The organism is Gluconacetobacter tumulicola (genome assembly GCF_014174215.1).
Taxonomy (GTDB): Bacteria; Pseudomonadota; Alphaproteobacteria; order Acetobacterales; family Acetobacteraceae; genus Gluconacetobacter; species Gluconacetobacter tumulicola.
This window is the reverse complement of record NZ_JABEQL010000009.1, coordinates 16520-42757: the sequence shown is the minus strand read 5'-3', so window position 1 is coordinate 42757 and position 26238 is coordinate 16520. Positions and strand designations below refer to the sequence as shown.

Genomic DNA, 26238 nt, shown 5'->3' with positions numbered 1-26238 from the left:
CGGTGCCCGGATTGGGGACCTTGTGGCATGCTTCGCCACCACCGACAAATCGCCTGCCGACAGCGGCGAGGATTGAAAGCCCCCGGCGGATTGTGGCACAGCTTTCCTCATGATCGGACGCCGTGATTTCCTGCTGTCGGCCTCGGCCGCTTTCGCCGCCGGCGTGCCCACGGCGCGCGCGGCGGAGCAATCTTATGCCGCGTTTCTGGCCGGCGTACGGGCCGAGGCGGTGGGGCATGGATTGTCGGCCGCGATCATCGACCGGGCCCTGGCCTTGCAGGCGCCCAATGCGCGAGTCCTGGAACTGGACCGCCACCAACCTGAATTCACCCTGACCTGGGCCCAGTATCGCCAGAAGGTGCTGACACCGAAGAAAATTGCCGATGGGCGTGCGGCGGCGGGTAGCCGGGCCACATTGCTGGCGGAGGTCAGCGGGCGGTACAGCGTCGATCGCCAGCCGCTGGTGGGGATCTGGGGACTGGAATCGGCTTACGGCACGCGGATGGGGACGTTCCATGTCGCGGACGCGCTGGCCACGCTGGCCTATGACGGGCGGCGGGCGTCGTTCTTTCGGTCAGAGCTGATGAATGCGCTGCGCATTCTGGACCATGGGGATGTCGAACCCGATTCGATGCTGGGCAGCTATGCCGGCGCGATGGGGCAGCCCCAGTTCATGCCCAGTGCCTATCTGCGTTACGCGGTCGATTTCACCGGCACCGGCCGCCGCGACATCTGGAACAGCGAACCGGACGTCATGGCGTCGATCGCCAATTATCTGGCCCGTTGCGGCTGGGTGGCGGGCGAGCCCTGGGGGCAGGAGGTCACGGTGCCCGCGACGGTGGCGCAGGCCGAACTGGGGCGCGGCAATGTGCGCACCCTGGAAGAATGGATGGCGCAGGGCGTGCGCAGGGCGGATGGACACGCGTTTTCGCGCACCGATATTCGCGGGGCGGTGATCCGCCCGGATGGGCCGGGGGGCGAGGCCTTTATGGTCTATCGCAATTTTTCGGTGATCCGCCGCTACAACCCGTCGGATTTCTACGCGCTGGCCGTTGGCCTGCTGGGCCGCGACGTCACGTGACGCGCCGTGCCTTTCCGGTGATGCTGGCCGTGCTTGGGCTGGCGGGCTGTCATCGGGCCGAACCGCCATTGCCGCCAGCCGATCCGCATTACGTCCTGGGCGCACCCTACCAGATGGACGGGGTGTGGCAGTATCCGCGCGAGGATTTCGGCTATCGGCAGACCGGGCTGGCAGTCGCCGACCCCGACCAGACGCCCTATGTCACCACGGACGGCGAGCATTACGATCCGCAATCCCTGACCGGCCGCCATGCCACCCTGCAACTGCCGGCGATCGTGACTGTGCGCAATCTGGAGAACGGGCGGGAGCTGACCATCCGCCTGAACGATCGGGGGCCGGAAGCGCGCGGACGGCTGATCGGCCTGACGCCCCGTGTGGCCGCCCTGCTGGGGATCGGCGCCAATCCGGTGCAGGTCGAGATCATCGGGCATGAGGCCGAGAACGAGCAACTGGCCGAGGCCCTGCCGGGCGGCCAGCATCTGGATGTCTCGGCAGCGCCGGTCGGCCAGATCCGCACGGAATCGCTGGATCGTCCGGGCACCGGCGGGACGATCGTTTCGGTGCCGGCCAGCACGGTCGGGGCGGCCGATGTTTCGGCGCTGATGCGCGACCTGCCGCCTGAGGTGCGGCAGGGATATGTCCAGGGCGGAATGTTGTGGGTGGATGCGGGAACGTTTTCCACCCTGCGCTATGCCCAGGTGGCCGCCGCGCGGACCGGTGGCCGGGTGATACCGGTGCAGGATCATGGCCGGGCGGCCTGGAGGGTCCATGTCGGGCCCTTTATGAATGTCGCCGGGGCGGATCGGGCGCTGGACCAGCTTTTGGGCGACGGAATGACCGGCGCCCGGATCGTCGTCGAATAGGGATGAACGTGCAAACCCGAAGGTTTCTTCTGGCCGGGACGGCCTTGCTGGCCGCCACCGGTTCTCTGGCGGATGCCGCGCCGCGCCGGCGCCATGCCCATGGCGCCGCCAGCGCCCCGGCCGCCGCGCAATCGGATGACGAATCCGGCGCGGACCAGGCCCCGGCTCCGGCCGGGCCGCCGGCTGCCAGCCTGATCGGGCCGGTCGACACGCTCGCCCGCTGGGCGTGCATCGTGGATGTCACGACTGGCACGGTGCTGTTGGAAAAAGCAGCGGATGAGCGCATGCCGCCCTCGTCGCTGACCAAGATGATGACGGCCTATATCGTCTTCAGCATGCTGAAATCGGGCCGCCTGAAGCTGGACCAGGCGCTGCCGGTCAGCGAGAAGGCGTGGCGCATGCAGGGGTCGAAGATGTTCGTGCCCTTGGGCGAGAGCATCCCGGTGCAGGACCTGATCCAGGGCATGGTCATCCAGTCCGGCAATGATGCGTGCATCGTGCTGGCCGAAGGCATTTCCGGGTCCGAAGAGCAGTTCGTCGGCCAGATGAACGAGGTGGGCGGAAAGATCGGGCTGATCAATTCGCATTTCATGAATGCCACCGGCTGGCCGGGCGACAACCACTATATGTGCGCCCGCGACGTGGCGACCGTGGCGGTGCGCCTGATCCGCGATTTCCCGGAATATTATCACTTCTTCTCGGAGAAGGATTTCCGCTTCAACAAGATCTCGCAGGGTAACCGCAACGTCCTGGTGGACAAGGGGCTGGCCGACGGGCTGAAGACCGGCCACACCGATGCCGGCGGGTTCGGGCTGTGTGCCAGCGCCGATCGGGGCGGCAACCGCGTGGTGCTGGCGCTGAATGGCATGCCGTCGAGCAATGCCCGCGCGCATGAGGGCGAGCGGCTTCTGGAATGGACGTTCGCGAATTTCGAGAACGCGACCCTGTTCCACAAGGGTGATGTGGTGGATCAGGCGCCTGTCTGGCTGGGCACCCAGCCGACGGTGCCGCTAGTTGCGACACGGGACGTGGTGATGACGCTGCCGCATGGATGGCGCACGCGCGTCCATATCGGGGTGGATTATCAGGCGCCCGTCGCGGCGCCGGTGGCGGCGGGGCAGGCGCTGGGTGATCTGGTGCTGACCAATCCGGGTCTGCCCGATATCCGCATGCAGCTGGTGGCGGGGCAGGCCGTGCCGCGGCTGGGGCTGCTGGCGCGGGCCTCGACGGTGCTGGGCCAGAAACTGGGCCGGCACTGAAGCCGGTGCCGGGTCTGTTCATCACCTTCGAAGGCGGCGAGGGCGCCGGCAAATCCACCCAGGTCGCGCTGCTGGAGGCGCATCTGCGTGCCGGTGGGCACGACGTGGTGCGCACGCGCGAGCCGGGTGGGACACCCGGAGCGGAGGCGCTGCGCGACTTTCTGCTGTTCGGCGGACATGACCTGTCGCTGCGGGCCGAGATCCTGGCCCATTTCGCCGCGCGGTGCGACCATGTGGACCGGCTGATCCGGCCGGCGCTGGCGCGCGGCGCGGTGGTGATCTGCGACCGGTTTGCCGATTCCACCATGGCCTATCAGGGCTACGGGATCGGGCAGGGCGATCCTGCGACGATCGGGCTGATCGACGCGTTGACCGCGCAGGTCGGGCTGGTGCCCGACCTGACGCTGGTTCTGGCGCTGGACCGTGCGCGGGCCCGGCAGCGCCTGGATGCGCGCGGTGGCCGGTCGGATCGCTACGAGGCGGCGGACGAGGCGTTCCATGCCCGGGTGGCCGAGGGATTCGAGACGATTGCCCGGACCCATGCCGGGCGGTGCGTGCGCGTATCCGCCGACCAGCCGGTCGAGGCGATCGCGCGGGATGTCGCGCAACGGGTCGATGCGCGGCTGACGGGACCCGCCTGAATGGCGGGCACCACACCGCGCGACGGCCAGGAGCCGGTGGGGCATGACGATGCCCGCCGCGCCTTCGAGGAGGCATGGGGTGCCGGGCGGCTGCATCATGCCTGGCTGCTGACCGGCCCCGAGGGGATCGGCAAGGCGAGCTTTGCCTTCTGGATGGCGCGGGTGCTGCTGAAGGCGACCGCGCCCGACAGCACTGCCGCGCGGCGGATCGCGGCCGGCAGCCATGCCGATCTGCTCTATATCGCGCGCGGCATGGACGAGAAGCGCCAGCGGATGCGGGCCGAGATCGTGGCCGACGATGTACGCCCGATCGGCCAGTTCCTGCATCGGACGGCGGCCGAGGATGGGTGGCGCGTCGTGATTGTGGACGGTGCGGATTTCATGAATCGCAGCGCCGCCAACGCGATCCTCAAGATCCTGGAGGAGCCGCCGCCGCGTGCGATCCTGATCCTGACCTGTGCCGCGCCTGGCCGCCTGTTGCCGACCATTCGCAGCCGGTGCCGCACGCTGCGGCTGGAGCCGTTGCAGCCGGGGCAGATGCAGAACGTGCTGGCCCGGGTGGCGGCGGATGTGTCCCCCGAGGATATCGCGCGGGTGGCGCCGCTGGCCCATGGTTCGCCCGGCCGCGCGCTGGCCCTGCTGGCGGGCGATGGCGCGGCACTGGGCGCGCTGGTGGCGCGCGTGCTTGAGAACCCGCCGGATGCGGGGGCGATGTACGAGATTGCCGAGAGCGTGCTGAAGCGGGAAAATGGCTTCCCGGTCTTCTTCGATCTGTTGTGTGATGCCATATCGAAGCACGCGCGTGCCCTCGCCATGCAAGACGGGCGAGGCCGAGAAAGCGTGGACGGATCGTTGTCGGCGCATCGCATGGCGGAACTGTGGCGTCGCCTGACCGACCTTCGGGTCGAGACGGAGCGGTTCAATCTGGATAAACAACAGGCCCTGCTGAGTGGCCTGACTTTGGTGAGTGGAAGATGACAGGGCGCTATTACGTCACGACACCGATCTATTATGTGAACGGGGCGCCGCATATCGGTCATGCCTACACCTCCGTCGCCGCCGACGTCATGGCGCGCTTCAAGCGGCTGGCGGGGCATGATGTCTTCTTCCTGACCGGCACCGACGAACATGGGCAGAAGGTCGAGCAGGCCGCCCAGGCCGCCGGTGTGGCGCCGATTGCCTTCGCCGACCAGGTTTCGGCCGATTTCCGCGCGATGTACGACGTGATGAACGTTTCGTACGACGATTTCATCCGCACGACGGAGCCACGGCACATTGCCGGCGCGACCGCGCTGTGGGAACGGATCGCGGCGAACGGGCATATCTATCTGGGCGCGTATGAGGGCTGGTACGCGCTGCGTGACGAGAGCTTCTACAATGAAGACGAACTCGTCACCCGCCCCGACGGCACGAAGGTGGCGCCGACCGGCGCGCCGGTCGAATGGGTGCGCGAACCGTCCTATTTCTTCCGCCTGTCGGCTTTCGCCGATCGGCTGCTGGAGCTGTACGAGACCCGGCCCGGCTTCATCGAACCCGCGTCGCGGCGCAACGAGGTTGCCAGCTTCGTGCGCCAGGGCCTGCGCGATCTGTCGATCAGCCGCACCAGCTTCCGCTGGGGCATCCCGGTGCCGGGCGATCCGGACCATGTGATGTATGTGTGGGTGGATGCGCTGGCCAATTACCTGTCGGCCACCGGCTTCCCCGATGCGGACAATCCCCGTGCCGGATTCTGGCCCGCCAACCTGCATCTGGTCGGCAAGGATATCGTCCGCTTTCATGCCGTCTACTGGCCCGCGCTGCTGATGGCCGCCGGGCTGGAGCTGCCGGAATGCGTGTTCTCGCATGGGTGGTGGACCATCGAGGGCGAGAAGATGAGCAAGTCGCTGGGCAATGTCGTCGATCCGCGCGACCTGGTGGCGCAGTTCGGTGTCGATCCGCTGCGCTTCTTCCTGCTGCGTGAAATGCCGTTCGGCGGTGACAGCGACCTCAGCCGCCGGGCCATCATCAACCGGCTGAATGTCGAACTGGCGAACGATCTGGGCAACCTCGCCCAGCGTACCCTGACGCAGGTGGCGCGCAATTGCGGCGGCGTGCTGCCGGCGCAGGGCGTGCGGACCGAGGCCGATGACGCCCTGCTGGCGCAGGCATCGCTGCTGCCCACGCTGATGCACGGGCATATCGACCGCCATGCGCTGACCGACGCGCTGGAGGATGTGTGGCGCGTGATACGGGCCTGCAACGCCTATATCGACCATCAGGCCCCGTGGGCGCTGCGCAAGACCGACCCCGAGCGGATGGCGGTGGTGCTGCGGGTGCTGGTGGATGCGCTGCGTGTGATCGGAACCATGCTTCAGCCCTACATGCCCGGCAGCATGGACGCGCTGCTGACCCAGTTGGGCGTGTCGCAGGAGGAGCGCGATTTCGCCGCGCTGGAGCGCCCGCTGCCCGAGGGCCGCGCCCTGCCGGCGCCGCAGGGGATCTTTCCGCGTTATGTGGAGGAAGCGGCGCAATGAGTGCGCTGATCGACTCCCACTGCCATCTCGACCATTTCACCGACGACGAGATCCCGGACCTGCTGGACCGGGCGTGCGCGGCGGGGGTCGGCGGCATGGTGACGATCGGCACCCGCCTGTCGCGCGCGCAGCAGCAGAAGGATCTGACCCGTTTCGACCGGCCGGAGGTGCGGGTGTGGTGTACGGTCGGCACCCATCCCGATCATGTCGAGGAATGCGAGATCGCCGATGCCGAGGGCATCATCGCCCTGGCTGACGATGCGCGGGTGGTGGGGATCGGCGAGAGCGGGTTGGATTATTTCCATGGCGCCGAAGCCGTGCGCCCGTTGCAGCAGGCGCGCTTCCGCGCCCATATCGCGGCGGCGCGACGGATGGACCTGCCGCTGGTCATCCATGCGCGCGAGGCCGATTCGGACGTTGCCGCGATTCTGCGCGACGAGGTCGAGACAAACGGGCCGTTCCGTTTCCTGCTGCATTGCTTCGCATCCGGGCCTGATCTGGCGCGGGCGGGGCTGGAGCTGGGGGGATATATCAGCTTCTCGGGAATCCTGACCTTTCCGCGCTCCGACGCGCTGCGCGCGATCGCGCGGGACATCTCCGGGGACCGGCTGCTGGTCGAAACCGATTCGCCGTACTTGGCCCCCGTGCCACGGCGCGGCAAGCGCAACGAGCCGGCGCTGGTCGCCCATACGGCGCTGCGCCTGGCCGAAGAGCGCGGCATGGGCCCGGAGCAATTGGCGGACCTCACCACCGCCAATTTCCACCGTCTGTTCAGCCGGGCGGCCTGAGCGATGGAACTGCTCGTCCTGGGATGCGGCGGCTCGGCCGGTGTGCCGATGATCGGCGGGCCGGATGGGCGGGGCGACTGGGGGATCTGCGATCCGGCGGAACCCCGCAACTGCCGGACTCGGGCATCAGTTCTGCTGCGGGGCGATGACGGGCAGGCGGTGCTGATCGATACCGGCCCGGACCTGCGCGCGCAGTTGCTGGCGCAGGGGATCGACCGGTTCGATGCGATTCTCTACACCCACGCCCATTCCGACCATATCGCGGGGTTGGACGAGGTCCGGGCGATCAACCGGGTGATCGACCGGCCCCTGCCGGTGCTGGCCACGCCGCCCGTGCTGGCGGATCTGGAGGCGCGGTTCAACTATGCCTTCCGCCCGTGGTCGCCGCCCGGCTTCTATCGCCCCGTCGTGGTGCCGCGGGAGGTGCATGCCGGCCAGACGGTCGACATCGCCGGGTTGCGCCTGACGCTGTTCGAGCAGATCCACGGCCGCACGCTGTCGCTGGGCGTGCGATGCGGGACGATTGCCTATTCCACCGACGTCGTCGACCTGCCCGAGGAGGCGTTCGCCGCCCTGGCGGGGGTCGAGACGTGGCTGGTGGATTGCTTCCAGCGGTCCTCGCCCCATAATGCCCATGCGTGGCTGGACCGGGTGCTGGAATGGCGCGCCCGCCTGATGCCGCGCCGGGTGATCCTGACGCATATGGGCACCGACATGGATTGGACCTGGATGCGCGACAACCTGCCGGAGGGCGTGGAAGCCGCCTTCGACGGCCTGCGCGTGCTTTTTCGCTGATCCGCGATTGCGGGGAAGGGCACCCGGTCGTTCCGAAAACCCCTGCTATCCGGGTGTGTGTTTCCGGAGCGCACGCGATTTAGGTTGAATCCCGAACGCGGGGAGCGATAGCCTCGGCGTTGACGGCCCGGGATCTCGCAGCGCGATACCTGACTGCGATTCCACCATATGCCAGTCGCCCTTGTCTGGGGCGGTAGCGTGCCTATCTGCCTCTAATTGGGCCAGACAGCAAGGGGGAATGTGTATTGGACACCCGATTGCAGAGTCGACAGGACTGACGGTTTTTCCGGCTCCGGGGGCCGCTCCCCGGAGGAGATGCGTATCCATGGTGCATGGTCGTCCAGAAGAATGACGGATTCTGGCGCCGGTTCGGAGACTTCCCAGGATGGTTTCTGATTTTAATGTGTTTTCTCTGGCCACTGCGATGCGCGATCAGCGTCGCGAAATCGAGATGAGCCTGTCCGACTATCTTGAAGCCTGCCGAACCGATCCGTCGTGCTATGCAACCGCGGCGGAGCGCATGCTGAAGGCGATAGGCGAACCGAGGAGCGTCGATACCTCGCGCGATCCACGCCTGTCGCGCATCTTCATGAACCGTACCCTGCGGATCTATCCGGCCTTCTCCGATTTCTACGGCATGGAAGAGACGATCGAGCAGATCGTGGGTTTCTTCCGGCATGCGGCCCAGGGGCTCGAGGAGCGCAAGCAGATCCTTTATCTGCTCGGCCCGGTGGGCGGCGGCAAATCGTCCCTGGGCGAACGGCTGAAGGCCCTGATGGAGAAGGAGCCGATCTATGTGCTGAAGGCCGGGCGGCATGTCAGCCCCGTCTTTGAAAGCCCGCTGGGCCTGTTCGACCCCGACCGGATGGGCGATGCCCTGCAGGAGCGGTACGGCATTCCGGGCCGGCTGCTGGGCGGCGTCGCCAGCCCGTGGGCGCTGAAGCGGCTGGAGGAGTTCGACGGCGACCTGTCGCGCTTTTCCGTCATCAAGGTCCATCCGTCCCGGCTGCGCCAGATCGCGATCGCGAAGACCGAACCCGGCGATGACAACAACCAGGACGTATCGGCGCTGGTGGGCAAGGTCGATATCCGGCAGCTGGAGCATTTCAGCCAGAACGACCCCGATGCCTACAGCTTCTCGGGCGGCCTGAACCGCGCGAACCAGGGGCTGCTGGAGTTCGTCGAGATGTTCAAGGCGCCGATCAAGATGCTGCACCCGCTGCTGACGGCGACGCAGGAGGGCAACTATGTCGGGACCGAGAATATCGGCAGCATTCCGTTCACCGGCGTGATCCTGGCCCATTCGAACGAGGCCGAGTGGCAGACCTTCCGCAATAATCGCACCAACGAAGCTTTTCTGGACCGCGTCTGCGTCATCAAGGTGCCCTATTGCCTGCGGGTGGCGGAGGAAACCAAGATCTATGAGAAGCTGGTGCAGTCCTCCAGCCTGGCGAATGCGCCCTGCGCGCCCAACACGCTGGAAATGCTGGCCCGTTTCGCGGTCCTGTCGCGGTTGAAGCCGCATCCGAACTCCACCCAGTTCGCCAAGATGCGCGTCTATGACGGCGAGAATATCCGCGAGACCGACCCCAAGGCCCGCACGATGCAGGAATATCGCGACGCCGCCGGGGTGGATGAGGGGATGGACGGTATTTCCACCCGCTTTGCGTACAAGGTGCTGTCTGCGACCTTCAACCATGATTCTTCCGAGATTTCCGCCGATCCGGTGCATCTGATGTACGTGCTGGAACAGGCGGTGCGGCGGGAGCAGTTCCCGACGGATGTCGAGGCGAACTATCTGGCGACGCTGAAGTCGGAACTGGCCGGGCGCTATGCCGAATTCCTGGGGCACGAGATCCAGAAGGCCTATCTGGAGAGCTATAACGATTACGGCCAGAACCTGTTCGACCGCTATCTGGACTATGCCGACGCCTGGATCGAGGACCAGGATTTCAAGGACCCCGACACCGGGCAGATGCTCAATCGCGAGTTGCTGAACGCCGAACTGACCAAGATCGAGAAGCCCGCGGGGATCGCCAACCCCAAGGATTTCCGCAACGAGGTGGTGAAGTTCTCGCTCCGCGCGAGGGCGGGTAATGGCGGGCGCAACCCGTCCTGGACGTCCTATGAGAAGATCCGCGACGTGATCGAGAAGCGGATGTTCAGCCAGGTCGAGGATCTGCTGCCCGTCATCAGCTTCGGTTCCAAGAAGGACGGCGAGACCGAGCGCAAGCATGACGAGTTCGTCGAGCGGATGGTCTCGCGCGGTTATACGGAACGCCAGGTCCGCCGGCTCGTTGAGTGGTACATGCGGGTGAAGCAATCCGCCTGAGGCGCTGTTGCCAAGGCGCCGCTACAGGCGAGTCTTGGGCGTGTTTTTCGCGCCTCGCGGTGACCGGCCGGCAAGGCCGCTCCGCTTCGATGCGCGAAAACCTTCTCCGGACGCGATCTGTGGCGGCCCGCTCCTGACGCAGCATCAGCAGTTTTGAAACCGCCTCTGAACGGAATGGTGCCGGCCAGTGGATATCATTGACAGACGTCCCAATCCCCATGGGAAAAACCTCGAAAACCGGCGGCGCGTGCTGCAGCGGGCCCGCTCGGCCGTGCAGACGGCGGTACGGGACGCGGTGGCGCGCGGCAGGATCCGGGAGGTGGGGCAGGGTAACGCGGTCTCGGTCCCGTCGGATTCGCTGCATGAACCCTCGCTGCATCGCGTCTTTTCCGAGGGCGTGCGCGAGATCGTGCTGACCGGTAACCGCGAATTCTCGCGCGGAGACCGGCTGCAACGGCCGCCGGCTGGGGCTGGCGGGCAGGGCTCCGGGGCCGGGCAGGCCGGCGAGAGTGGCGGGGGAGAGGATTCCTTTCGCTTCGTGCTGAGCCGGGACGAATTCCTGGACCTGTTCTTCGACGACCTGGAATTGCCGGACCTGCTGAAGCGCGAGATCTCCACCACCGAAAACGGGGTGCCCGCCCGTTCCGGCCTCAGCAACGAGGGTGCGCCGTCGCATCTGGATCTGGGGCGGACGATGCGGCGCTCGATCGCGCGGCGCCTGGGGCTGGGCCGGCCCAAGCCGGCGGAATTGCAGGAGGTCGAGGAACGTATCGCCGAACTGGAGGCCCTCCGTCCGGCCTCGGCGGAGGATCTGGAGGAACTGGAGGGGCTGCGCGAGCGGCGCGGCACGCTGCGCCAGCGGCTGGCGCGGATTCCATGGGTCGATCCGGTCGATCTGCGCTTCCGGCGCTATACCATCATGCCGCAGCCGGCGACGCGGGCGGTGATGTTCTGCATCATGGATGTCTCGGGTTCGATGACCGAGCGGATGAAGGATCTGGCGAAGCAGTTCTTCCTGCTGCTGCATGTGTTTCTGGAGCGGCGGTACAAGAAGGTCGAAATCGTTTTCATCCGCCATGCCGAAAGCGCCGAGGAAGTGGATGAGGATGCGTTCTTCCACGATCCGCGCACGGGCGGCACCATCGTCTCGTCGGCGCTGGAACTGATGCATACCATCCAGCGGGAGCGTTTTCCGTCGGCCAACTGGAATATCTATGTCGCCCAGGCATCGGACGGCGACAACGCGTCGTCCGACACCGCGCGCACCGCCAGCCTGTTGCGGGACGATATCCTGCCGGCGGTGCAATATTATGCCTATATCGAAATCACGGGATCGGGGGCGGTGATCCGCGGCGAGACGGATCTGTGGCGCAGCTATCGCGCCATCGCCGATGAGAACGATCATCTGGCGATCCGCCAGGTCGGCGACCGCAAGGAGATTTTCCCGGTCTTCCGCGACCTGTTTTCCCGTCAGCATCATTCGGCGGAGGCTTGATGGACCAGATCGTATCAGGGGGCGGCTCTCCGGCCCGGTCCGGGGGGCTGCTCTATTCCGGCAATGACTGGAATTTCCAGATCATCCGTGATTGCTATGACGCGATCGAAGAGATTGCGAGCCACGAACTGGGGCTGGAGATCTACACCAACCGGGTGGAGATCATCACCTCCGAGCAGATGCTGGATGTCTACACCGCGCATGGCATGCCGGTGGGCTACAAGCACTGGTCGTTCGGCAAGCGCTTTATCGGGCATGAGAACGCCTATCGGCGTGGGCTGATGGGGCTGGCCTATGAGGTCGTCATCAATTCCGATCCCTGCATCAGCTATCTGATGGAAGAAAATTCGGCGACGATGCAGGCGCTGGTGATTGCGCATGCCGCGTTCGGCCATAACCATTTCTTCCGCAATAACAGGCTCTTCCGGGAATGGACGGACCCGTCGGACATTCTGGACTATCTGGAATTTGCCCGTGGCTACATCGCCCGATGCGAGGAACGGCATGGATTGCAGGCTGTGGAGCGCGTGCTGGATGCGGCCCATGCCCTGCAGAACCAGGGGGTCAACCGGCATTCGGGTGCCCGCAAGCTGGACCTAAAAGCCGAGCAGCAGCGCGCGAAAGAGCGGCGGGCGTATGAGGACAGCGTCTTCAACGATCTGTGGCGCACCCTGCCCACTGAGGCCGGCGATGCGGCGGGGACGGCGGAAGGGGCCCACGCGCGTCGGCTTCTGGGGCTGCCCGAGGAAAACCTGCTGTATTTCCTGGAGAAGAATGCGCCGCGTCTGGCCCCATGGGAGCGGGAGATCATTCGCATCGTGCGGATGATCGCGCAATATTTCTATCCGCAGCCCCAGGTGAAGATGATGAACGAGGGCTGCGCCACCTGGGTGCATGTCTACATCATGCGGCGCCTGCATGAACTGGGGCGGATCGACGACGCGGCCTATCTGGAGGTCATTCATTCGACGTCGAACGTGATCAACCAGCCGGGCTTCGACGCGGGGGGAGGGGCGTCGTTCAATCCCTATGCGCTGGGCTATGCCATGATGACCGATATCGTGCGGATCTGCACCGAGCCGACCGCCGAGGACCGGGAATGGTTTCCCGATATCGCGGGCAATGGGGATGCGATCGGCACGCTGCGCCATGCCTGGGCCGAATACCGGGACGAGAGCTTCATCCAGCAATTCCTCTCGCCCAAGGTGATCCGCGATTTCCGCATGTTCCGCCTCAGCGACGATACCGCCCAGCCTTATCTGCTGGTCGACGCCATTCATGATGAGGCCGGGTATCGCGATATCCGCCGCAGCCTGGCGCGCGTCTATGACCCCGGTACGTTCTATACCGAGATCGAGATCGTCGATGTGGACCTGCTGGGCGACCGCACGCTGAAGCTGGAGCATCGCACCCGGGCCGGCCAGTTGCTCAAGGCCGGCGATGCGCGCCAGACGCTGGATTACCTTTCCTCGCTATGGGGCTATGGCGTCATTCTGAACGAGGTGGATGCGCAGACAGGCATCGTGCTGGCGACCCACAGCGCGGGACCGTCGCAATAAGATATGGTCGATTATCGGGTGAGTGGAAATGCGCGCGGGGGTGTGTCCCGCGCGCATTTTCTGTCCAATTTGTGCCTTTTTCTATAATATTATTTTGTCAGTATCGAAATTCATGAAATTCACTTGCGATTTTTCCAAAGCGGAAGGCTAGCCTTCCTGCCCGAAAATTTGTATCGAAAGAACATCAAACTGGATGGCAGGCGGTATCCGCTTCGCCGCCGGACTTCCGAATCGCGGTTCGGATGTGGTGTGGCGAGCAACAGGGTTGGCTGGATGAACATGATATTTCCTTCGTGGGTCCGACGGTCGCATGCTGGCTGATCGGCGGTCTCGCGCGGCCCGGCGCGTTTCGCGCGCCCTGGCGGCCGCTTCTGTTGTGACGGCGCTCGCGGTGCAGGGGCCCGCGCGCGCCGCCGAGCCGATCCTGCAGACCGAGGAAAGTGACGTCGTCACCCTGCCGCCCGGCGGCCCGCACCGGGTCCTGGTCGAAGATGGGGTCTATCGCCACAGCAAGGACGGGCGGGTCTATGTCGTGGACCTCGACACCGGCCGGCTGCTGGGCATGGTGCAGGCCGCCTATAACGCCAACATGGTGGCCGATCCGGCGGGCAAGGCGTTCTATGTCGCCGAGACGACGTGGGAACGGGGCAATCGCGGCAAGCGCCACGATATGCTGGCGGCGTATGATCCGCGCACGCTGGAGCAGATAGCGGATATCGACCTGCCGGGCCGCGCGCTGATCACGCCGAAGAAGCCCGACATGGCGATCGGTGCCGACGGGCACTATGTCTATGTCTACGATTCCAGCCCCACCAATGCGGTCCATGTCTATGACACGGGTCTGAAATCGGTTGTGCGGACGGTGGACGTGCCGGGCTGCGCGCTGATCTACCCTTGGGGCAATGCCGGTTTTTCCTCGATCTGTGGCGACGGGTCGCTGGCCAATGTGCAGATGGATGCCAAGGGCACGCCGGCCCTGACGCGGACCCCGCCGTTTTTCGTGCCGGATCGCGATCCGGTCTTCGAACATAGTCCGGAGATCGCGGCGAGCGGCCATGTCTGGTTCATTTCCTATAGCGGCCTGATCTACGAGGCGACGCTGGGCGCGCAAGCCAGCATCGCCAAGCCCTGGTCGATCCAGGAAGCGGCCGGCCTGAAAGCGGCGTCGGATGCCCGTGCCCCGTTCGAGGTAACGTGGCGGCCGGGCGGATGGCAGCTCGCGGCGCTGCGGGCGCGCGATTCGCATCTGTTCGTGCTGATGCACAAGGGCACCTTCTGGACGCATAAGGATGCCGGCTCCGAACTGTGGGAGCTGGACCTGAAGACGCACCGGCTGGTGCGGCGCATTCCGCTGGCGGCCCGCAGCATGATGGTGGGCGTGACCCAGGATGCGCAGTCGCGCATCATGCTGACGGATGAAGCCGGTGACCTGATGGTTCTGGACGGCGCCGACGGCAAGCCTGTGCGCAAGATCGGGGCGCTGGGCGATGCGCTGATCTTTACGGCCGCTCCCGGAGAATGAGCCCCCGGAATGATCCCCGCGTGACGGAGAAACGATATGCCCAATCCTGAAGACAGGGGGGCCGTCGGCGCGACGCGGAGCGGCCTCGACACCGTGGCCGAACGGCTTGCCCGCTATCTGGCCGGCCGTTCCTCGCGTCGCAGTGCGCTCGCGCGGCTGGGCGGGTGGGCTGCCGCCGTTCCGACCTTTCCGCTGCTGCCGGTCTGGCGGGGTGACGCACGGGCCGCTGCGCCTGCCGCGCCATCGCCCTTTGCAGCGAAGGCGCAGGCCAAGGACGACACGAAGTGCGATTACTGGCGCTATTGCGCCATTGACGGCAATCTGTGCACCACCTGTGGCGGTGGCGTTCATAGCTGCCCGCCGGGGACGCATCCGTCGCCGACCTCGTGGATCGGCACATGTTTCAACCCGCAGGACCGCCGCTCGTACCTGATCGCCTATCGCGATTGCTGCGGGCAGGATGCCTGCAACGAGCAGAACTGCCTGGGCTCCGATGGTGACCTGCCGACCTATCGTCCGCAGGCCAACAACGACATCATCTGGTGTTTCGGGACCGGTTCGCTTCTCTATAATTGTTCGACCGCTGTGATTGTAGGAACCGCCGAATGAAGAAGATCCTTACCCTGGCCCTGTGTCTGGGCGCCGCGACCCCGGCTTTTGCCGCGCCGGATGGCCAGGCGCTCTATGGTGCCAATTGCGGCATCTGCCATCAGGGCGGTGGCGTCGGCGCGCCGGGCCAGTTCCCGCCGCTGGCGAACCGGATCGACAAGATCGCCTCGACCCCCGAAGGCAAGAAATATGTCACCGCCGTACTGATGAACGGCCTGGCCGGTTCGATCGACGCTGCCGGCGCGACCTATGTCGGGTTCATGCCCAGCTTCAAGAGCCTGTCGGATGACGATGTGGCGGCGATCCTGACCTATCTTTCGTCGCTGGGCAGCACCAAGCAGGCGCCGGTCATCACGCCGGCCGATGTGGCGGCCGCGCGCGCCGCGCCGATGCCGTCCTCGGGTGTCGCAGCGGCCCGGAAGGCCCTGAATGCAGCGCATCCTCTTCCCTGAGAACCTGACGGAAAATGCGCGCTGGTGGCGAGCCGGCGCGCGTTTCACCCGCGCGACCGGGGCGGCCGTGGCGATTGGCGTCATGGCCGGCGTGATGATGTCGGGGCAGGGCGCGCTGGCGTTGGACCGGACACGCACCACCTATCTGGAAAAATGCGGTGGCTGCCACGGGATCGAGGGGCAGTCGGGGCAGACCTATATTCCGACCCTGCGCGACCGGATCGGCACGCTGAGCTGTACGCCGGAAGGGCGGGCCTATCTGCTGACGGTGCCCGGTGTTTCGATGTCGCTGATCCGCGATGACGCGCTGATGGCGCAGGTGATGAATTTCGTCCTGTTCGATCTCGGCGGCCACAGCGCCCCGCCGGGTACGACGCCCTTCACGGCGGAAGAGGTCCATGCCCAGCGCGGCCACGCGCTGAGCACCACCGACCTGCCGGCCGTGCGGGCCCAGGTATGGGCGCGGGCCATCGCCTGCGCCACAAATCGCCGGTAACGGCGCGCCGTCCGCGTATTCAGGGCAGGCGACGCGCCATGTCGGCGGCTGCGAGGGCGAAGGCCTGGTAGAAATCGTCATGCACGGCGACCATGCCGCCGGACAGGCGGATGAAGCCCTCGGTCATGCCGTTCTGCACCATGCCGTCTGAATGGGCCAGGATGCCGTCCGAATCCTCCATCGCACCCGATCCGACCGGTGCGTCCGGGGTGGTGCGCGGACGCAGCGTGTCGTTCCACGCCGCCTTGCGGTAGGCGGCGACCTTCTCGGGGTAGGGGCGGCCGTCGGTCGTATAGCCGGCAAGGGGTTTGCCCTGCGCCATCATGTAGCCGATTTCCACCGCCGTGCCGGGGTCCATGTCCGCGGCACGGCGGAAGGGATCGAGGCAGAAGATGCCGCCGGCGCATCGGTCCATCAGGTCGCGGTCGGCGGTCACGATCTTCAGGATCGTGTCCAGCCCCGGAGGCAGCGATTCGATGCCGGCCTGGCCGTCGAAAGGGGCGAGGCCCTCCAGCCCCACCTGCCGGCACAGCGCGCGCAGCCGGTCGAAAATCGCGATCGCGCCGGGGCGAAAGACCAGATCGCCGGCCAGATAGACGGTTCTGTTCGCTCTCATGCCGTTCCTGCTCTCCTTTTTCTTGCCACGATCCGATTCGCATCTTATGTGGAAGCGCCAACGGTCGGGTACCCGAGGCACTGGGACCCCTGCAACGGTAGATGAGGTTCCAGCACGATGTCTTCCCCCAGCCATCCGCTTTCCGTGTCCCGTGTCGAGGAGCGCATTCGCGAGGCCCTGGCATTCGACGACGTCCTGGTTGTTCCCGCGGAATCGCGGGTGCTGCCCGGACAGACATCCACCACCAGCCGCCTGACGCGCCGCATCGGCCTGAACATTCCGCTGATCTCGGCGGCGATGGACACGGTGACCGAGGACGCGATGGCCATCGCCATGGCCCAGCAGGGCGGCATGGGCGTGATCCATAAGAATCTTTCGGTCGAAGAGCAGGCTGAGCATGTCCGGCGCGTCAAGCGCTACGAATCGGGCATGGTGGTCAATCCGGTGACGGTATGGCCCGACCAGACCCTGGCTGACGTCAATGCCATCATGACGCGCCACGGTATCAGCGGCCTGCCGGTAATCGAGCGCGACACCAAGCGGCTGGTGGGCGTTCTGACCAATCGCGACGTGCGCTTCGCCACCGACCCGAACCAGCGCGTCGACGAGCTGATGACGCGCGACAATCTGGTGACTGTGCGCGCCGATGTCGGCCGGGAAGAGGCGCGCCAGCTTCTCCACCGTCGCCGGATCGAGAAGCTGCTGGTGGTCGATGACGAAAATCGCTGCATCGGGCTGATCACCGTCAAGGACATGGAAAAGGCGGTTCTCTACCCGCTGGCCAACAAGGACGAGATGGGACGCCTGCGCTGCGCCGCCGCGACCGGTGTGGGCGAGGACGGCTTCAAGCGTGCCCGTGCGCTGATCGAGGCCGGGGTGGACGTCGTGGTCGTCGACACTGCCCATGGCCACTCGGCCGGAGTGATGGAGGCCGTGGCGCGGGTCAAGGCGTTCGACGACCGGATTCAGGTGGTTGCCGGTAACGTTGCGACGCCGGAAGCTGCCATCGCCCTGATCGAGGCCGGCGCCGATTGCGTGAAGGTAGGTATCGGTCCGGGTTCGATCTGCACCACCCGCGTCGTCGCCGGCGTAGGCGTGCCGCAGTTCACCGCGGTAATGGAAACGGCGGCGGCCTGTCATGAGCGCGATATTCCGGTGATCGCCGATGGCGGCATCCGCACCTCGGGCGATATCGTCAAGGCGATCGGTGCCGGGGCCGATGTCGTGATGGTCGGTTCGCTGCTGGCCGGCACTGCCGAGGCACCGGGCGAGGTGTTTCTGTACGAAGGACGCTCGTACAAATCCTATCGCGGCATGGGCAGCCTGGGCGCCATGGCGCGGGGTTCGGCCGACCGTTATTTCCAGCAGGAAATCAAGGAAACCCACAAGATGGTCCCCGAGGGGATTGAAGGGCGCGTTGCCTTCAAGGGCGGCATGGATGCCGTGGTGCATCAGCTGGTCGGGGGGCTGCGGGCCGGCATGGGTTATACCGGCTCGGCGACGGTGGCCGACCTTCAGGTGCGTGCGCGCTTCCGCCGGATTACCGGGGCGGGCCTGCGCGAGAGCCATGTCCATGATGTGGCGATCACGCGTGAAGCGCCGAACTATCGGCGCGACTGATCCCATCGATCGCCATCTTCGACTGACAGGACGACTATGACGCCCAGCGCGCGGCTTGCTGCCGCCATCGATCTGCTGTCGGAGATGGAGGCGACGCCGCGTCGCCCCGCCGACGCCGTTGCCAACGCCTTCTTTCGGGAGCGCCGCTATATCGGCGGCGGGGACCGCCGTGCCGTGTCCGAGCGGGTCTGGGCCGTGCTGCGGCACTGGCGCCATATCGGCTGGTGGCTGGAACAGGCAGGCGCGCCGGCCACCCCGCGCACACGGTTGATCGCCGCCATGCAGTTGATCCCCCGGCCCGGCGAAGCGCCGGGGGCCCTGTTTTCGGGCGACCGGTATGGGCCGGCACCGCTGACGCCTGCGGAGCAGGATCTGGCGGCCCGGCTGCGCGGTCAGGCACTGGCCGACCCCGGGATGCCTCAGGCGGTCCGGCTGGAAGTGCCGGATTGGCTGCTGCCGCGGCTGGCCGAAACGTTCGGTTCCGCGCTGGAGGCCGAGGTCTCCGCGCTGGCGGGCGAAGCGACGCTGGATCTGCGGGTCAATCTGCTGAAGACGACACGCGGGGAGGCGGCACGGCTGCTGGCGGAAGAAGGCATCCACGCCGAGGAGACGGACCTTTCCCCCTGGGGGCTGCGTGTGCCGGGGCGGCAGCCGATCACGGCGACGGCGGCCTTCAAGGCCGGCCTGGTGGAAATCCAGGACGAAGGCAGCCAGATCGTGGTGGCGGCGGCCGATGCACGGCCGGGCATGCGCGTGCTGGATTACTGCGCGGGTGCCGCCGGCAAGACGCTGGGCATGGCCATGACCATGCAGAATCGCGGCCATATCGTTGCCTGCGATGTTTCGGAGCCCCGACTGGAGGGCGCGGTGCGCCGCTTGCGCCGGGCAGGGGTCCATAATGCGGAACGGCATCTGCTGGTGCCGGGTGACCGCTGGGCGCGGCGCCGGGCCGGAAGTTTCGACCGGGTGCTAGTCGATGCACCCTGCACCGGAACTGGCACATGGCGCCGCAATCCGGATGCGCGGCTGCGCCTGACCGAACGGGATCTGGAGGAACTGACGGCCAAGCAGGCTGACATTCTCTCGACGGCCGCAACGTTGGTTCGGCCGGGCGGGCGGCTGATCTATGCCACCTGTTCGGTGCTGCGCGAGGAAAATCAGGATCGGATTGCGTCGTTTCTGGCGGCGTCGCCGCACTTCCGTCGCGCGGGGCCCGAGCCCGATTGCGGCCTGCCGGCCGATCTGATGCAGGATGGCATGATCGCGCTGTCGCCGCTGCGCCACGGCACGGATGGTTTCTTCGCGGCCGTTCTGGAACGGTTGGACTGATTTTCTGCCAGGTGTCGGGGCGGCGTTCTATCGCCCTGACATCGCTGGACGTATTCTGGTACCTTGCGGCTCTTCGAGCCACCAGTCCGGGATAGGTGCATGCAGGAAAATCTGGCCATTGGGATCTTGTGTGTGCTGGGCGGCGGCATTGGCGCCCAGTGGCTTGCCTGGCGCTTTCGGTTGCCTGCCATCGTCCTGCTGTTCGCGTTAGGTCTGATCTATGGTCCTGGGCTGAATCTGCTGCATCCGTCGGCCGCGATCGGGCGTTATTTCCACCCGATGGTCTCGCTGGCTGTGGCCTTCATCGTGTTCGAGGGGGGGCTGGGGCTGGATTTCCGCCAGTGGCGTGCCGCCGGCGAGGGGGTGCTGCGCCTGACGGTGGTGGCCCTGCCGATCAATCTGGTCCTGGGGACGCTTGCGGCCCATTTTGTCGGGCATCTGCATTGGGGCGCCTCCTGGCTGTTCGGCGCCATCATCGTGGTCACCGGGCCCACGGTGGTCCTGCCGTTGCTGCGTCATACCAAGCTGCGCCCAAGGGTGGCGGCCTTCCTGCGGTGGGAGGCGATCCTGAACGACCCGGTCGGTGCCATTCTGGCGACGCTGGTCCTGGAATTCCTGATGATCCTGGGCAACCGGCATTCGGGTATGTTCGTGGCGGAAATCGTGCCGCATCTGCTGTTTGCCACCATGATGGGGGTGGGCTGCGGCATTTTCCCGGCGGTGCTGGTGCGATTCCTGTCCCGCCGAGATCTCATCCCTGAAATTCTGCGGATCCCCATCATCCTGACCTTGGCGATGAGCGTTTTCGCCATCTGCAATTTCTTCATGGAGGGCGCGGGTCTGATGGCGGCCACCGTCTTCGGCATGGCGCTGGCGAACCTGCATGTGCTGGGCATGAGCGAGCTGCGCCGCATCAAGGAATCGCTGGGCGTTCTGGTCGTGTCCTGCCTGTTCGTCATGCTGACGGCCGACCTGCATCGCGAGGTACTGGCCCGCCTGTCCCTGCCGATCGTGGCCATGACGCTGACGGTGCTGTTTGTGGTGCGCCCTGTCGGCATCTTTCTGTCTACGGTGCGCTCGGGCCTGTCATGGCAGGAGCGGCTGTTCGTTGGGTGGATCGCGCCGCGCGGTATCGTCGCCGCCGCCGTGGCGGGGGCGGCGGGCCTGCAACTGAGCGATGCCGGTTATCCCAGCGCGGATCTGGTGATGCCGGGCGTATTCGCCCTGATCGCGACGACCATGATCCTGCATGGCTTTTCCCTTCGCCCGGTCGCCCGGGCCCTGCGCCTGACCCTGTCGGACGACCCTGCGCTGGCGATCGTCGGCGCCAGCGCCTGGTCTACCGATCTGGCGGGGGTGGTGCATCGGCTCGGCTGCCCGGTCGTGCTGGTGGATACCTATGCCGGCGCGCTGACGGCGGCGACGCGTGCGGGCATTCCCACTTTGCGGACGGAACTGCTGTCCGACGAGGGGATGGAGAGCCTGGAGGAACGCCCGGCCGACTATCTGATCGCCGCTACGCCCGACGCGATCTATAACGGGCTGGTCTGTGCCCGGCTGGCCCCCGATTTCGGGCGCCAGCGCGTGTTTCAGGTCAGTCCGGGCGTGGCCCGGCTGGATCTGTATCGTGGATTGAGCCGCGATTCGCGCGGAAGGGTATTGGGGGAGCCGGCGTGGAATTTCACGCTGTTCGAAACGCTGTTCGAACGCGGATGGCGTTTTCGTGCCATGCCGCCGGTAGCGGCCCCGTCGGGTGGGGCGCCGGCGATGTCGTCGGGTTCAGCCGACGGCAACCGGCTGATGATCCTGACTGTTCGCAAGGGGACTGCGATCTGGATCTGTTCGGCCGAGGATGCGACGCCGGTGGAACCGATGGCCGGCGACATCGATGTGGTTATGGAACCACCGGCGCCGCCGGAACAGACCGGGCTGGCCTGAACGCCTGACTTGACTGCGGGCTAGAGGGCTCTGTGCCTCAGCCGGGCGGCGGGACGTCGATTTCCGACAGGCCGGCCGACAGCAGGCGGCGCAGGTCCGACTCGCGCAGGGCGATGCAGCCTTCGGTGGGACGCTGGTCGGGGGATTGCAGGTGCAGGAAGATTGCCGACCCTCGGTCGGGCACCGGCGGGGAGTCATTGTAGCCCAGGACGATCACGATATTGTAAACATCATCATCGCGCCACATGCGCTCGTGGCGGGCGGGGTGTGGCAGCGTGACCGGGCGGTTGTAATCGGCATGGGTGGGGTCGTCGCACCAGCCGTCATTCGGTGCCAGCGGTTCGATCGGAAGATGGCTGGCAGGCGCGCCGACCCGATCCGCGCGATACAGGACCCGCCGCAGCTTCAGCACGCCGGCCGGGGTCGCATGGTCGCCTTCCTGCTTATGGACGCGGACTCCGGCGGCGCCGATGATGGCCGGGATTTCCTCGCCCATGCAATGCAGGCGTGCGTCGGGCCCTGTATTTGTTTTTAGCAACGCGCGTATCATGAATCGCTCCAGCTGGATCGCTTTTTGCCCTGAATCGGTTTTAAACTGTCGGGCCTGAGGTCTGGATAGGGCAACGTGACCGGGATGGTGAGTGAGGTATCGTGTCGGCTGGCCCGGATGCTGCCGTTTCCGTCCCGGGAATGATATAGGATAAAGATGCCGACCCCGCGTGAATGGGGCCCGGTCAAGATAAAGAGGGTTCGATGGCAGGTGCGCGTCCCATTCTGATAGTGGATGACGATCAGACGTTACGTCATATGCTCGTCGAACAATTGCAGCTGGAAGGAGAGTTCCAGGCGATCGAGGCCGAATCGGTTGCCGATGCCTGGGAGAAGCTCAATGCGGCGGGCGCCCGGTTCGACGCGATCATCCTGGATGTGACGCTGCCCGACGGTGACGGCCGGGATTTCTGCGCCGAACTGCGGCGGCAGGGGAAGCGGATTCCGATCATCATCCTGACCGGTTCGGACGAAGAGACGGACGTGGTGCGGGGGCTGGATGCCGGCGCGAACGACTATGTCGCCAAGCCCTTCCGCATCGCCGAGCTGCTGGCGCGGCTGCGCGCCCAGATGCGCATCTTCGAGAACAGCGAGGATGCCGTCTTCTCGATCGGGCCGTATGTGTTCCGTCCTTCGGCCAAGCTGTTGCAGGAACCCGCGCGCAATCGCCGCATCCGCCTGACGGAGAAGGAAGCGGCGATCCTGAAGTTCCTCTACCGGGCCGGGACGCGGCCGGTGCCGCGCCAGGTGCTGCTGAACGAGGTGTGGGGCTATAACGCTGCCGTCACCACCCATACGCTGGAAACCCATATCTACCGCCTGCGGCAGAAGATCGAGCCCGATCCGACCAATGCCTCGCTGCTGGTGACCGAGGGCGGCGGTTACCGTCTCGATCCGGAAGGGGGCGTGCGGGCGTCCTGAAGCCCCGTTTATGGGCGTGCTGTGGCGCGAATCCTTCCGCGATTGGGTGGCCCATCCAGTCGCGGGGTGATGCAGCCAGACGGTGAGAGATCGTCTGGCCGCCGGCCCGGCAGGATGGTTGGTTGTCGGATTTTTGGAATGTGGGTTCGATAATCATATCCGGATTAGGGAACTACGTGGTCCATCCGCTTTTGCCGTCTAATGGATGAGAATCGGCAACCGGCACATTATCTTCGAGGCGCTGAGTTCATCAGCTTTTTCACCCGGGTATGTGGCGATGCTATGTTATGGCTGATTGCCAGCGCCGAACCTCTTCGCAAGTCTGAAGTGCAGGCACGGAGTGGCCGCTTGAACGCGCTCGCGAGGCGGACAAGGGGTATTGGCAGATCGGCGACAGGTGTCGAACCGCGTTCGATTTCCCGGAGGCGAGGAGGCTGAGGCTTCACGCGGAAATGAGCATGGGGTGAGGCAGGCTGTGATGCGATCCGGTGCGGCAGGCTGTTTGTTGGCATATGCCTATGGAACTGATTATACTCATGTTGGCTTTTGGTTGTATGTAATATTGAGAAAAATAATTCTATAATAAATGAGGCGGAGATTTTTAAATTTCTATGATTTCGAAAATAAAATACCGTATTAAAATAAAAAAATCTGCCGGTGTTCCTGTCTCTTTGCCCGTTTTCAAACTGATTTCGAGTGCCAACAAGGCGCGTGATAAGCAGAACTGGAAAGAGGCGGCGAATGATTACGGCAACGCGCTGCAATTGGCTCCTGACCTTGCGCATATATGGGTCCAGCTTGGACATATGCGCAAGGAGCAGGGGGACTTCACCGGAGCAAGCTGTGCCTATGCGGAGGCCGTCTTGGTCGGAGGTGGCGATTCAGATGCCCTGGCCTGGCTGCATCGCCTGTTTTCCCATCTGCCAGCTCCACAACGTCGGGACATTCTCTCCTTCCTGAAAAAGACCATTCCCGAGGGTTTTTCGGACGAAACGCCAGTCCTTTCGCAAGATGGGACGGTCGTTTTCGATATTTCGGACTTGGTCAGCTATTTCGGTCATGCGCGCCTGCCGACCGGCATCCAGCGCGTGCAGATCGAGACCATTCTTGGTGCCATTCGGGATAACGAGGCCGCCGTCCGGATTTGCTGTGCGATCGAAGGGCGCGAAAGATGGTTGCCGGTGCCAAACCGTCTGTTCATCAAACTTTGCGAACTGGCGGTCGTCAGCGGCGATTCCAGAAGCCGGGACTGGCTGGATGCGGTCAATGCCTTGCATTTGACGCTCATGTTCTCCGAGCCGTTCGTTTTTCCTGATGGCGCCGTTCTGATCAATCTCGGTACGTCCTGGTGGCTCAGGAATTATTTTCTCTATGTTCGGGAAGCCAAGCATAGATCGAATATACGATATGTCCCCTTCGTGCATGACCTGATACCGGTCATGACGCCGGAACACTGTATTCGCAAACTGACCCAGGATTTCATAGAGTGGATCATTGGCGTTTTCGCACATGCCGATGCATTTTTGGTCAATTCGGAATCTACGAAAAAAGACTTGATCCTCGTTGCCGCCCGACTGGGGCATGTCGTACGGGAAAACCAGATAACGGTTGTGCCGCTGGGGGCCGATTTCAGGAAGCCGGGGGTAGATAGCCTGCCGCATGGCGATCTGGAAAAATGGCACATCGCCCCGGAGTCTTATGTGTTGTTTGTTTCCACCATCGAAAGCCGCAAGGGACATGATCTGGCCCTGGCGGTGTGGGAGCGGCTGTACAGGAAATATGGTCCTCGAACGCCGAAGCTGGTGTGTGTGGGGAACAGGGGGTGGAAGAACGAGGCTTTCTTCCAAAAAATCGAGAGCGATGAGACGCTGAAACGTTTCGTTCTCATCCTCCACGGTATTTCCGACAGTGAAATGTCGCTATTGTACAGGAACTGTCAGTTTACCCTTTATCCCAGCCGTTATGAAGGATGGGGGCTGCCGATCACGGAATCACTCTGCTACGGCAAGGCCGTCATCACGTCGGACAATTCCTCGCTGCCGGAAGCAGGCGGCGTATTTGCTATCTATTTCAAGACGGACTCGGTCGAAGAACTGGAGAGCGCAGTCGAGAAACTGGCGTTCGATGCATCTGCCCGCGCTGCGATCGAGGAGAGGATCGCACGCGCCTTCAAGCCGATGTCCTGGCGCGATATTGCGCACAGAATCAACGAGACTGCCAGGCAAATCGCTGTACGCCCCGTTTCGGCCAGGTTGGACGGGCAAGTGGCCGTTCCGGTACGCTCCGGGGCCTGGTATCCGCTGACAGCCAACCACGAGGTCAAAATCTGGAAAAACATGGCATCGGCTGAGATATATCGCCTTGGCCTGGGATGGGCGTGGCCGGATGACAGCGGATGTTGGACGCGCGCGCCGGGCGGTGATCTGCTGATGACCCCTCCGGCGCAGGCTGGAATGCGGTTGTGGCTTGCCGTGCGTAGCGGAAAACATGCCACGAACTGGACTGTGAGCAATCTGGGCGATACGGCCGTTCATCCCCAGGTCCTGTCTGGCATCATGGTGGCGCAGGAACGGCGCTGGGTTCCTCTCGATGTCGATTCCTGGCGTCGGGCAGGAGTTCTGAAGTTGCGTGTTCATGGCACACGGCAGGATGGGTCGCTGGAAGAGACGCCCGACCTGATCGCTGTGGAAGGTTTCTTTCTATGCGATCAGACGGAAGAGGGACGGAAGATTTTCCTGGAATCTGCGTCTCTTGGCTGCCTTGATCAGGTCCATGCCTATAAAATGGATGAGGCGCCGGAGGTGGCCTGCTCTTGATCGCTTTGAGTGATATCGGGCGAGCAGGGGATGTGTCGCCGTAG

Annotated in this window: 22 protein-coding genes; 20 read left to right on the top strand and 2 right to left on the bottom strand. The window is 64.8% G+C overall.

Going from position 1 to position 26238, the window contains the following annotated elements; genetic code table 11:
- Nucleotides 1–109 precede the first annotated feature (109 nt).
- The 15 genes from HLH29_RS08475 (at nt 110) to HLH29_RS08405 (ending at nt 16405) form a co-directional block, all read left to right on the top strand.
- A complete protein-coding gene (locus HLH29_RS08475) occupies nt 110–1081 on the top strand; it encodes a lytic murein transglycosylase (RefSeq protein WP_182965763.1) in 972 nt (323 codons plus the stop codon).
- On the top strand, nt 1078–1944 hold the full coding sequence (locus tag HLH29_RS08470) for an RlpA-like double-psi beta-barrel domain-containing protein (protein ID WP_338030205.1): 867 nt from the start codon (nt 1078–1080) through the stop codon (nt 1942–1944). Before HLH29_RS08475 ends, HLH29_RS08470 begins: the two co-directional genes overlap by 4 nt.
- 2 nt (nt 1945–1946) lie before the next feature.
- Nucleotides 1947–3203, top strand: coding sequence for a D-alanyl-D-alanine carboxypeptidase family protein (locus HLH29_RS08465; RefSeq protein ID WP_182965761.1), 1257 nt, complete (start codon nt 1947–1949; stop codon nt 3201–3203).
- Between the two features lie 5 nt (nt 3204–3208).
- Nucleotides 3209–3844, top strand: coding sequence for a dTMP kinase (gene tmk, locus HLH29_RS08460; RefSeq protein WP_182965759.1), 636 nt, complete (start codon nt 3209–3211; stop codon nt 3842–3844).
- Entirely contained in the window at nt 3845–4822 is a 978-nt protein-coding gene (locus HLH29_RS08455) for a DNA polymerase III subunit delta' (protein ID WP_182965757.1), read from the top strand.
- Nucleotides 4819–6357: a methionine--tRNA ligase gene (gene metG, locus HLH29_RS08450; protein WP_182965755.1), complete on the top strand. Its 1539-nt coding sequence runs from the start codon at nt 4819–4821 to the stop codon at nt 6355–6357. Before HLH29_RS08455 ends, metG begins: the two co-directional genes overlap by 4 nt.
- A complete protein-coding gene (locus tag HLH29_RS08445) occupies nt 6354–7145 on the top strand; it encodes a TatD family hydrolase (protein ID WP_182965753.1) in 792 nt (263 codons plus the stop codon). The genes metG and HLH29_RS08445 overlap by 4 nt, the downstream gene beginning before the upstream one ends.
- Before the next feature lie 3 nt (nt 7146–7148).
- Nucleotides 7149–7940: an MBL fold metallo-hydrolase gene (locus HLH29_RS08440; protein ID WP_182965751.1), complete on the top strand. Its 792-nt coding sequence runs from the start codon at nt 7149–7151 to the stop codon at nt 7938–7940.
- A 385-nt stretch (nt 7941–8325) separates the two neighbouring features.
- The gene (locus tag HLH29_RS08435; protein ID WP_182965749.1) at nt 8326–10272 is read left to right on the top strand and encodes a PrkA family serine protein kinase; all 1947 of its coding nucleotides are present in this window, start codon (nt 8326–8328) and stop codon (nt 10270–10272) included.
- 187 nt (nt 10273–10459) lie between these two features.
- A complete protein-coding gene (locus tag HLH29_RS08430; RefSeq protein ID WP_182965747.1) occupies nt 10460–11767 on the top strand; it encodes a DUF444 family protein in 1308 nt (435 codons plus the stop codon).
- Complete coding sequence (locus HLH29_RS08425) at nt 11767–13326, top strand: SpoVR family protein (protein ID WP_182965745.1); 1560 nt, start codon at nt 11767–11769, stop codon at nt 13324–13326. Before HLH29_RS08430 ends, HLH29_RS08425 begins: the two co-directional genes overlap by 1 nt.
- Before the next feature lie 310 nt (nt 13327–13636).
- Nucleotides 13637–14848 (top strand): amine dehydrogenase large subunit, encoded by a 1212-nt coding sequence (locus tag HLH29_RS08420; protein ID WP_182965743.1) that lies wholly within the window; start codon nt 13637–13639, stop codon nt 14846–14848.
- 36 nt (nt 14849–14884) lie between these two features.
- On the top strand, nt 14885–15457 hold the full coding sequence (locus tag HLH29_RS08415) for a methylamine dehydrogenase light chain (RefSeq protein ID WP_182965741.1): 573 nt from the start codon (nt 14885–14887) through the stop codon (nt 15455–15457).
- The gene (locus HLH29_RS08410; protein WP_182965739.1) at nt 15454–15909 is read left to right on the top strand and encodes a cytochrome c; all 456 of its coding nucleotides are present in this window, start codon (nt 15454–15456) and stop codon (nt 15907–15909) included. The genes HLH29_RS08415 and HLH29_RS08410 overlap by 4 nt, the downstream gene beginning before the upstream one ends.
- Nucleotides 15887–16405, top strand: a complete 519-nt coding sequence (locus HLH29_RS08405) for a cystathionine beta-lyase (protein WP_246374023.1) — start codon at nt 15887–15889, stop codon at nt 16403–16405. Before HLH29_RS08410 ends, HLH29_RS08405 begins: the two co-directional genes overlap by 23 nt.
- A 19-nt stretch (nt 16406–16424) precedes the next feature.
- Here the strand turns inward: HLH29_RS08405 and HLH29_RS08400 are convergent, their stop codons facing one another.
- Complete coding sequence (locus HLH29_RS08400; RefSeq protein ID WP_182965737.1) at nt 16425–17021, bottom strand: nucleoside 2-deoxyribosyltransferase; 597 nt, start codon at nt 17019–17021, stop codon at nt 16425–16427.
- Nucleotides 17022–17138: 117 nt separating this feature from the next.
- Here HLH29_RS08400 and guaB point away from each other — a divergent pair, with 117 nt between their 5' ends.
- The 3 genes from guaB to HLH29_RS08385 all read left to right on the top strand — a co-directional run bounded on the left by guaB (nt 17139) and on the right by HLH29_RS08385 (nt 21908).
- Nucleotides 17139–18641 (top strand): IMP dehydrogenase, encoded by a 1503-nt coding sequence (gene guaB / locus HLH29_RS08395; protein WP_182965735.1) that lies wholly within the window; start codon nt 17139–17141, stop codon nt 18639–18641.
- A 36-nt stretch (nt 18642–18677) separates the two neighbouring features.
- On the top strand, nt 18678–19970 hold the full coding sequence (locus HLH29_RS08390; protein WP_182965733.1) for an RsmB/NOP family class I SAM-dependent RNA methyltransferase: 1293 nt from the start codon (nt 18678–18680) through the stop codon (nt 19968–19970).
- Between the two features lie 99 nt (nt 19971–20069).
- Nucleotides 20070–21908, top strand: a complete 1839-nt coding sequence (locus tag HLH29_RS08385; RefSeq protein ID WP_182965731.1) for a cation:proton antiporter — start codon at nt 20070–20072, stop codon at nt 21906–21908.
- A gap of 37 nt (nt 21909–21945) precedes the next feature.
- On the opposite strand, the gene HLH29_RS08380 is transcribed toward HLH29_RS08385, so the two are convergent.
- Nucleotides 21946–22404, bottom strand: coding sequence for a L,D-transpeptidase family protein (locus HLH29_RS08380; RefSeq protein ID WP_182965729.1), 459 nt, complete (start codon nt 22402–22404; stop codon nt 21946–21948).
- Between the two features lie 257 nt (nt 22405–22661).
- On the opposite strand from HLH29_RS08380, the gene HLH29_RS08375 reads away from it, so the two are divergent.
- Both HLH29_RS08375 and HLH29_RS08370 read left to right on the top strand, forming a co-directional pair.
- The gene (locus HLH29_RS08375) at nt 22662–23378 is read left to right on the top strand and encodes a response regulator transcription factor (RefSeq protein WP_182965727.1); all 717 of its coding nucleotides are present in this window, start codon (nt 22662–22664) and stop codon (nt 23376–23378) included.
- A gap of 611 nt (nt 23379–23989) precedes the next feature.
- On the top strand, nt 23990–26194 hold the full coding sequence (locus HLH29_RS08370; RefSeq protein ID WP_182965724.1) for a glycosyltransferase: 2205 nt from the start codon (nt 23990–23992) through the stop codon (nt 26192–26194).
- Nucleotides 26195–26238: the final 44 nt, after the last annotated feature.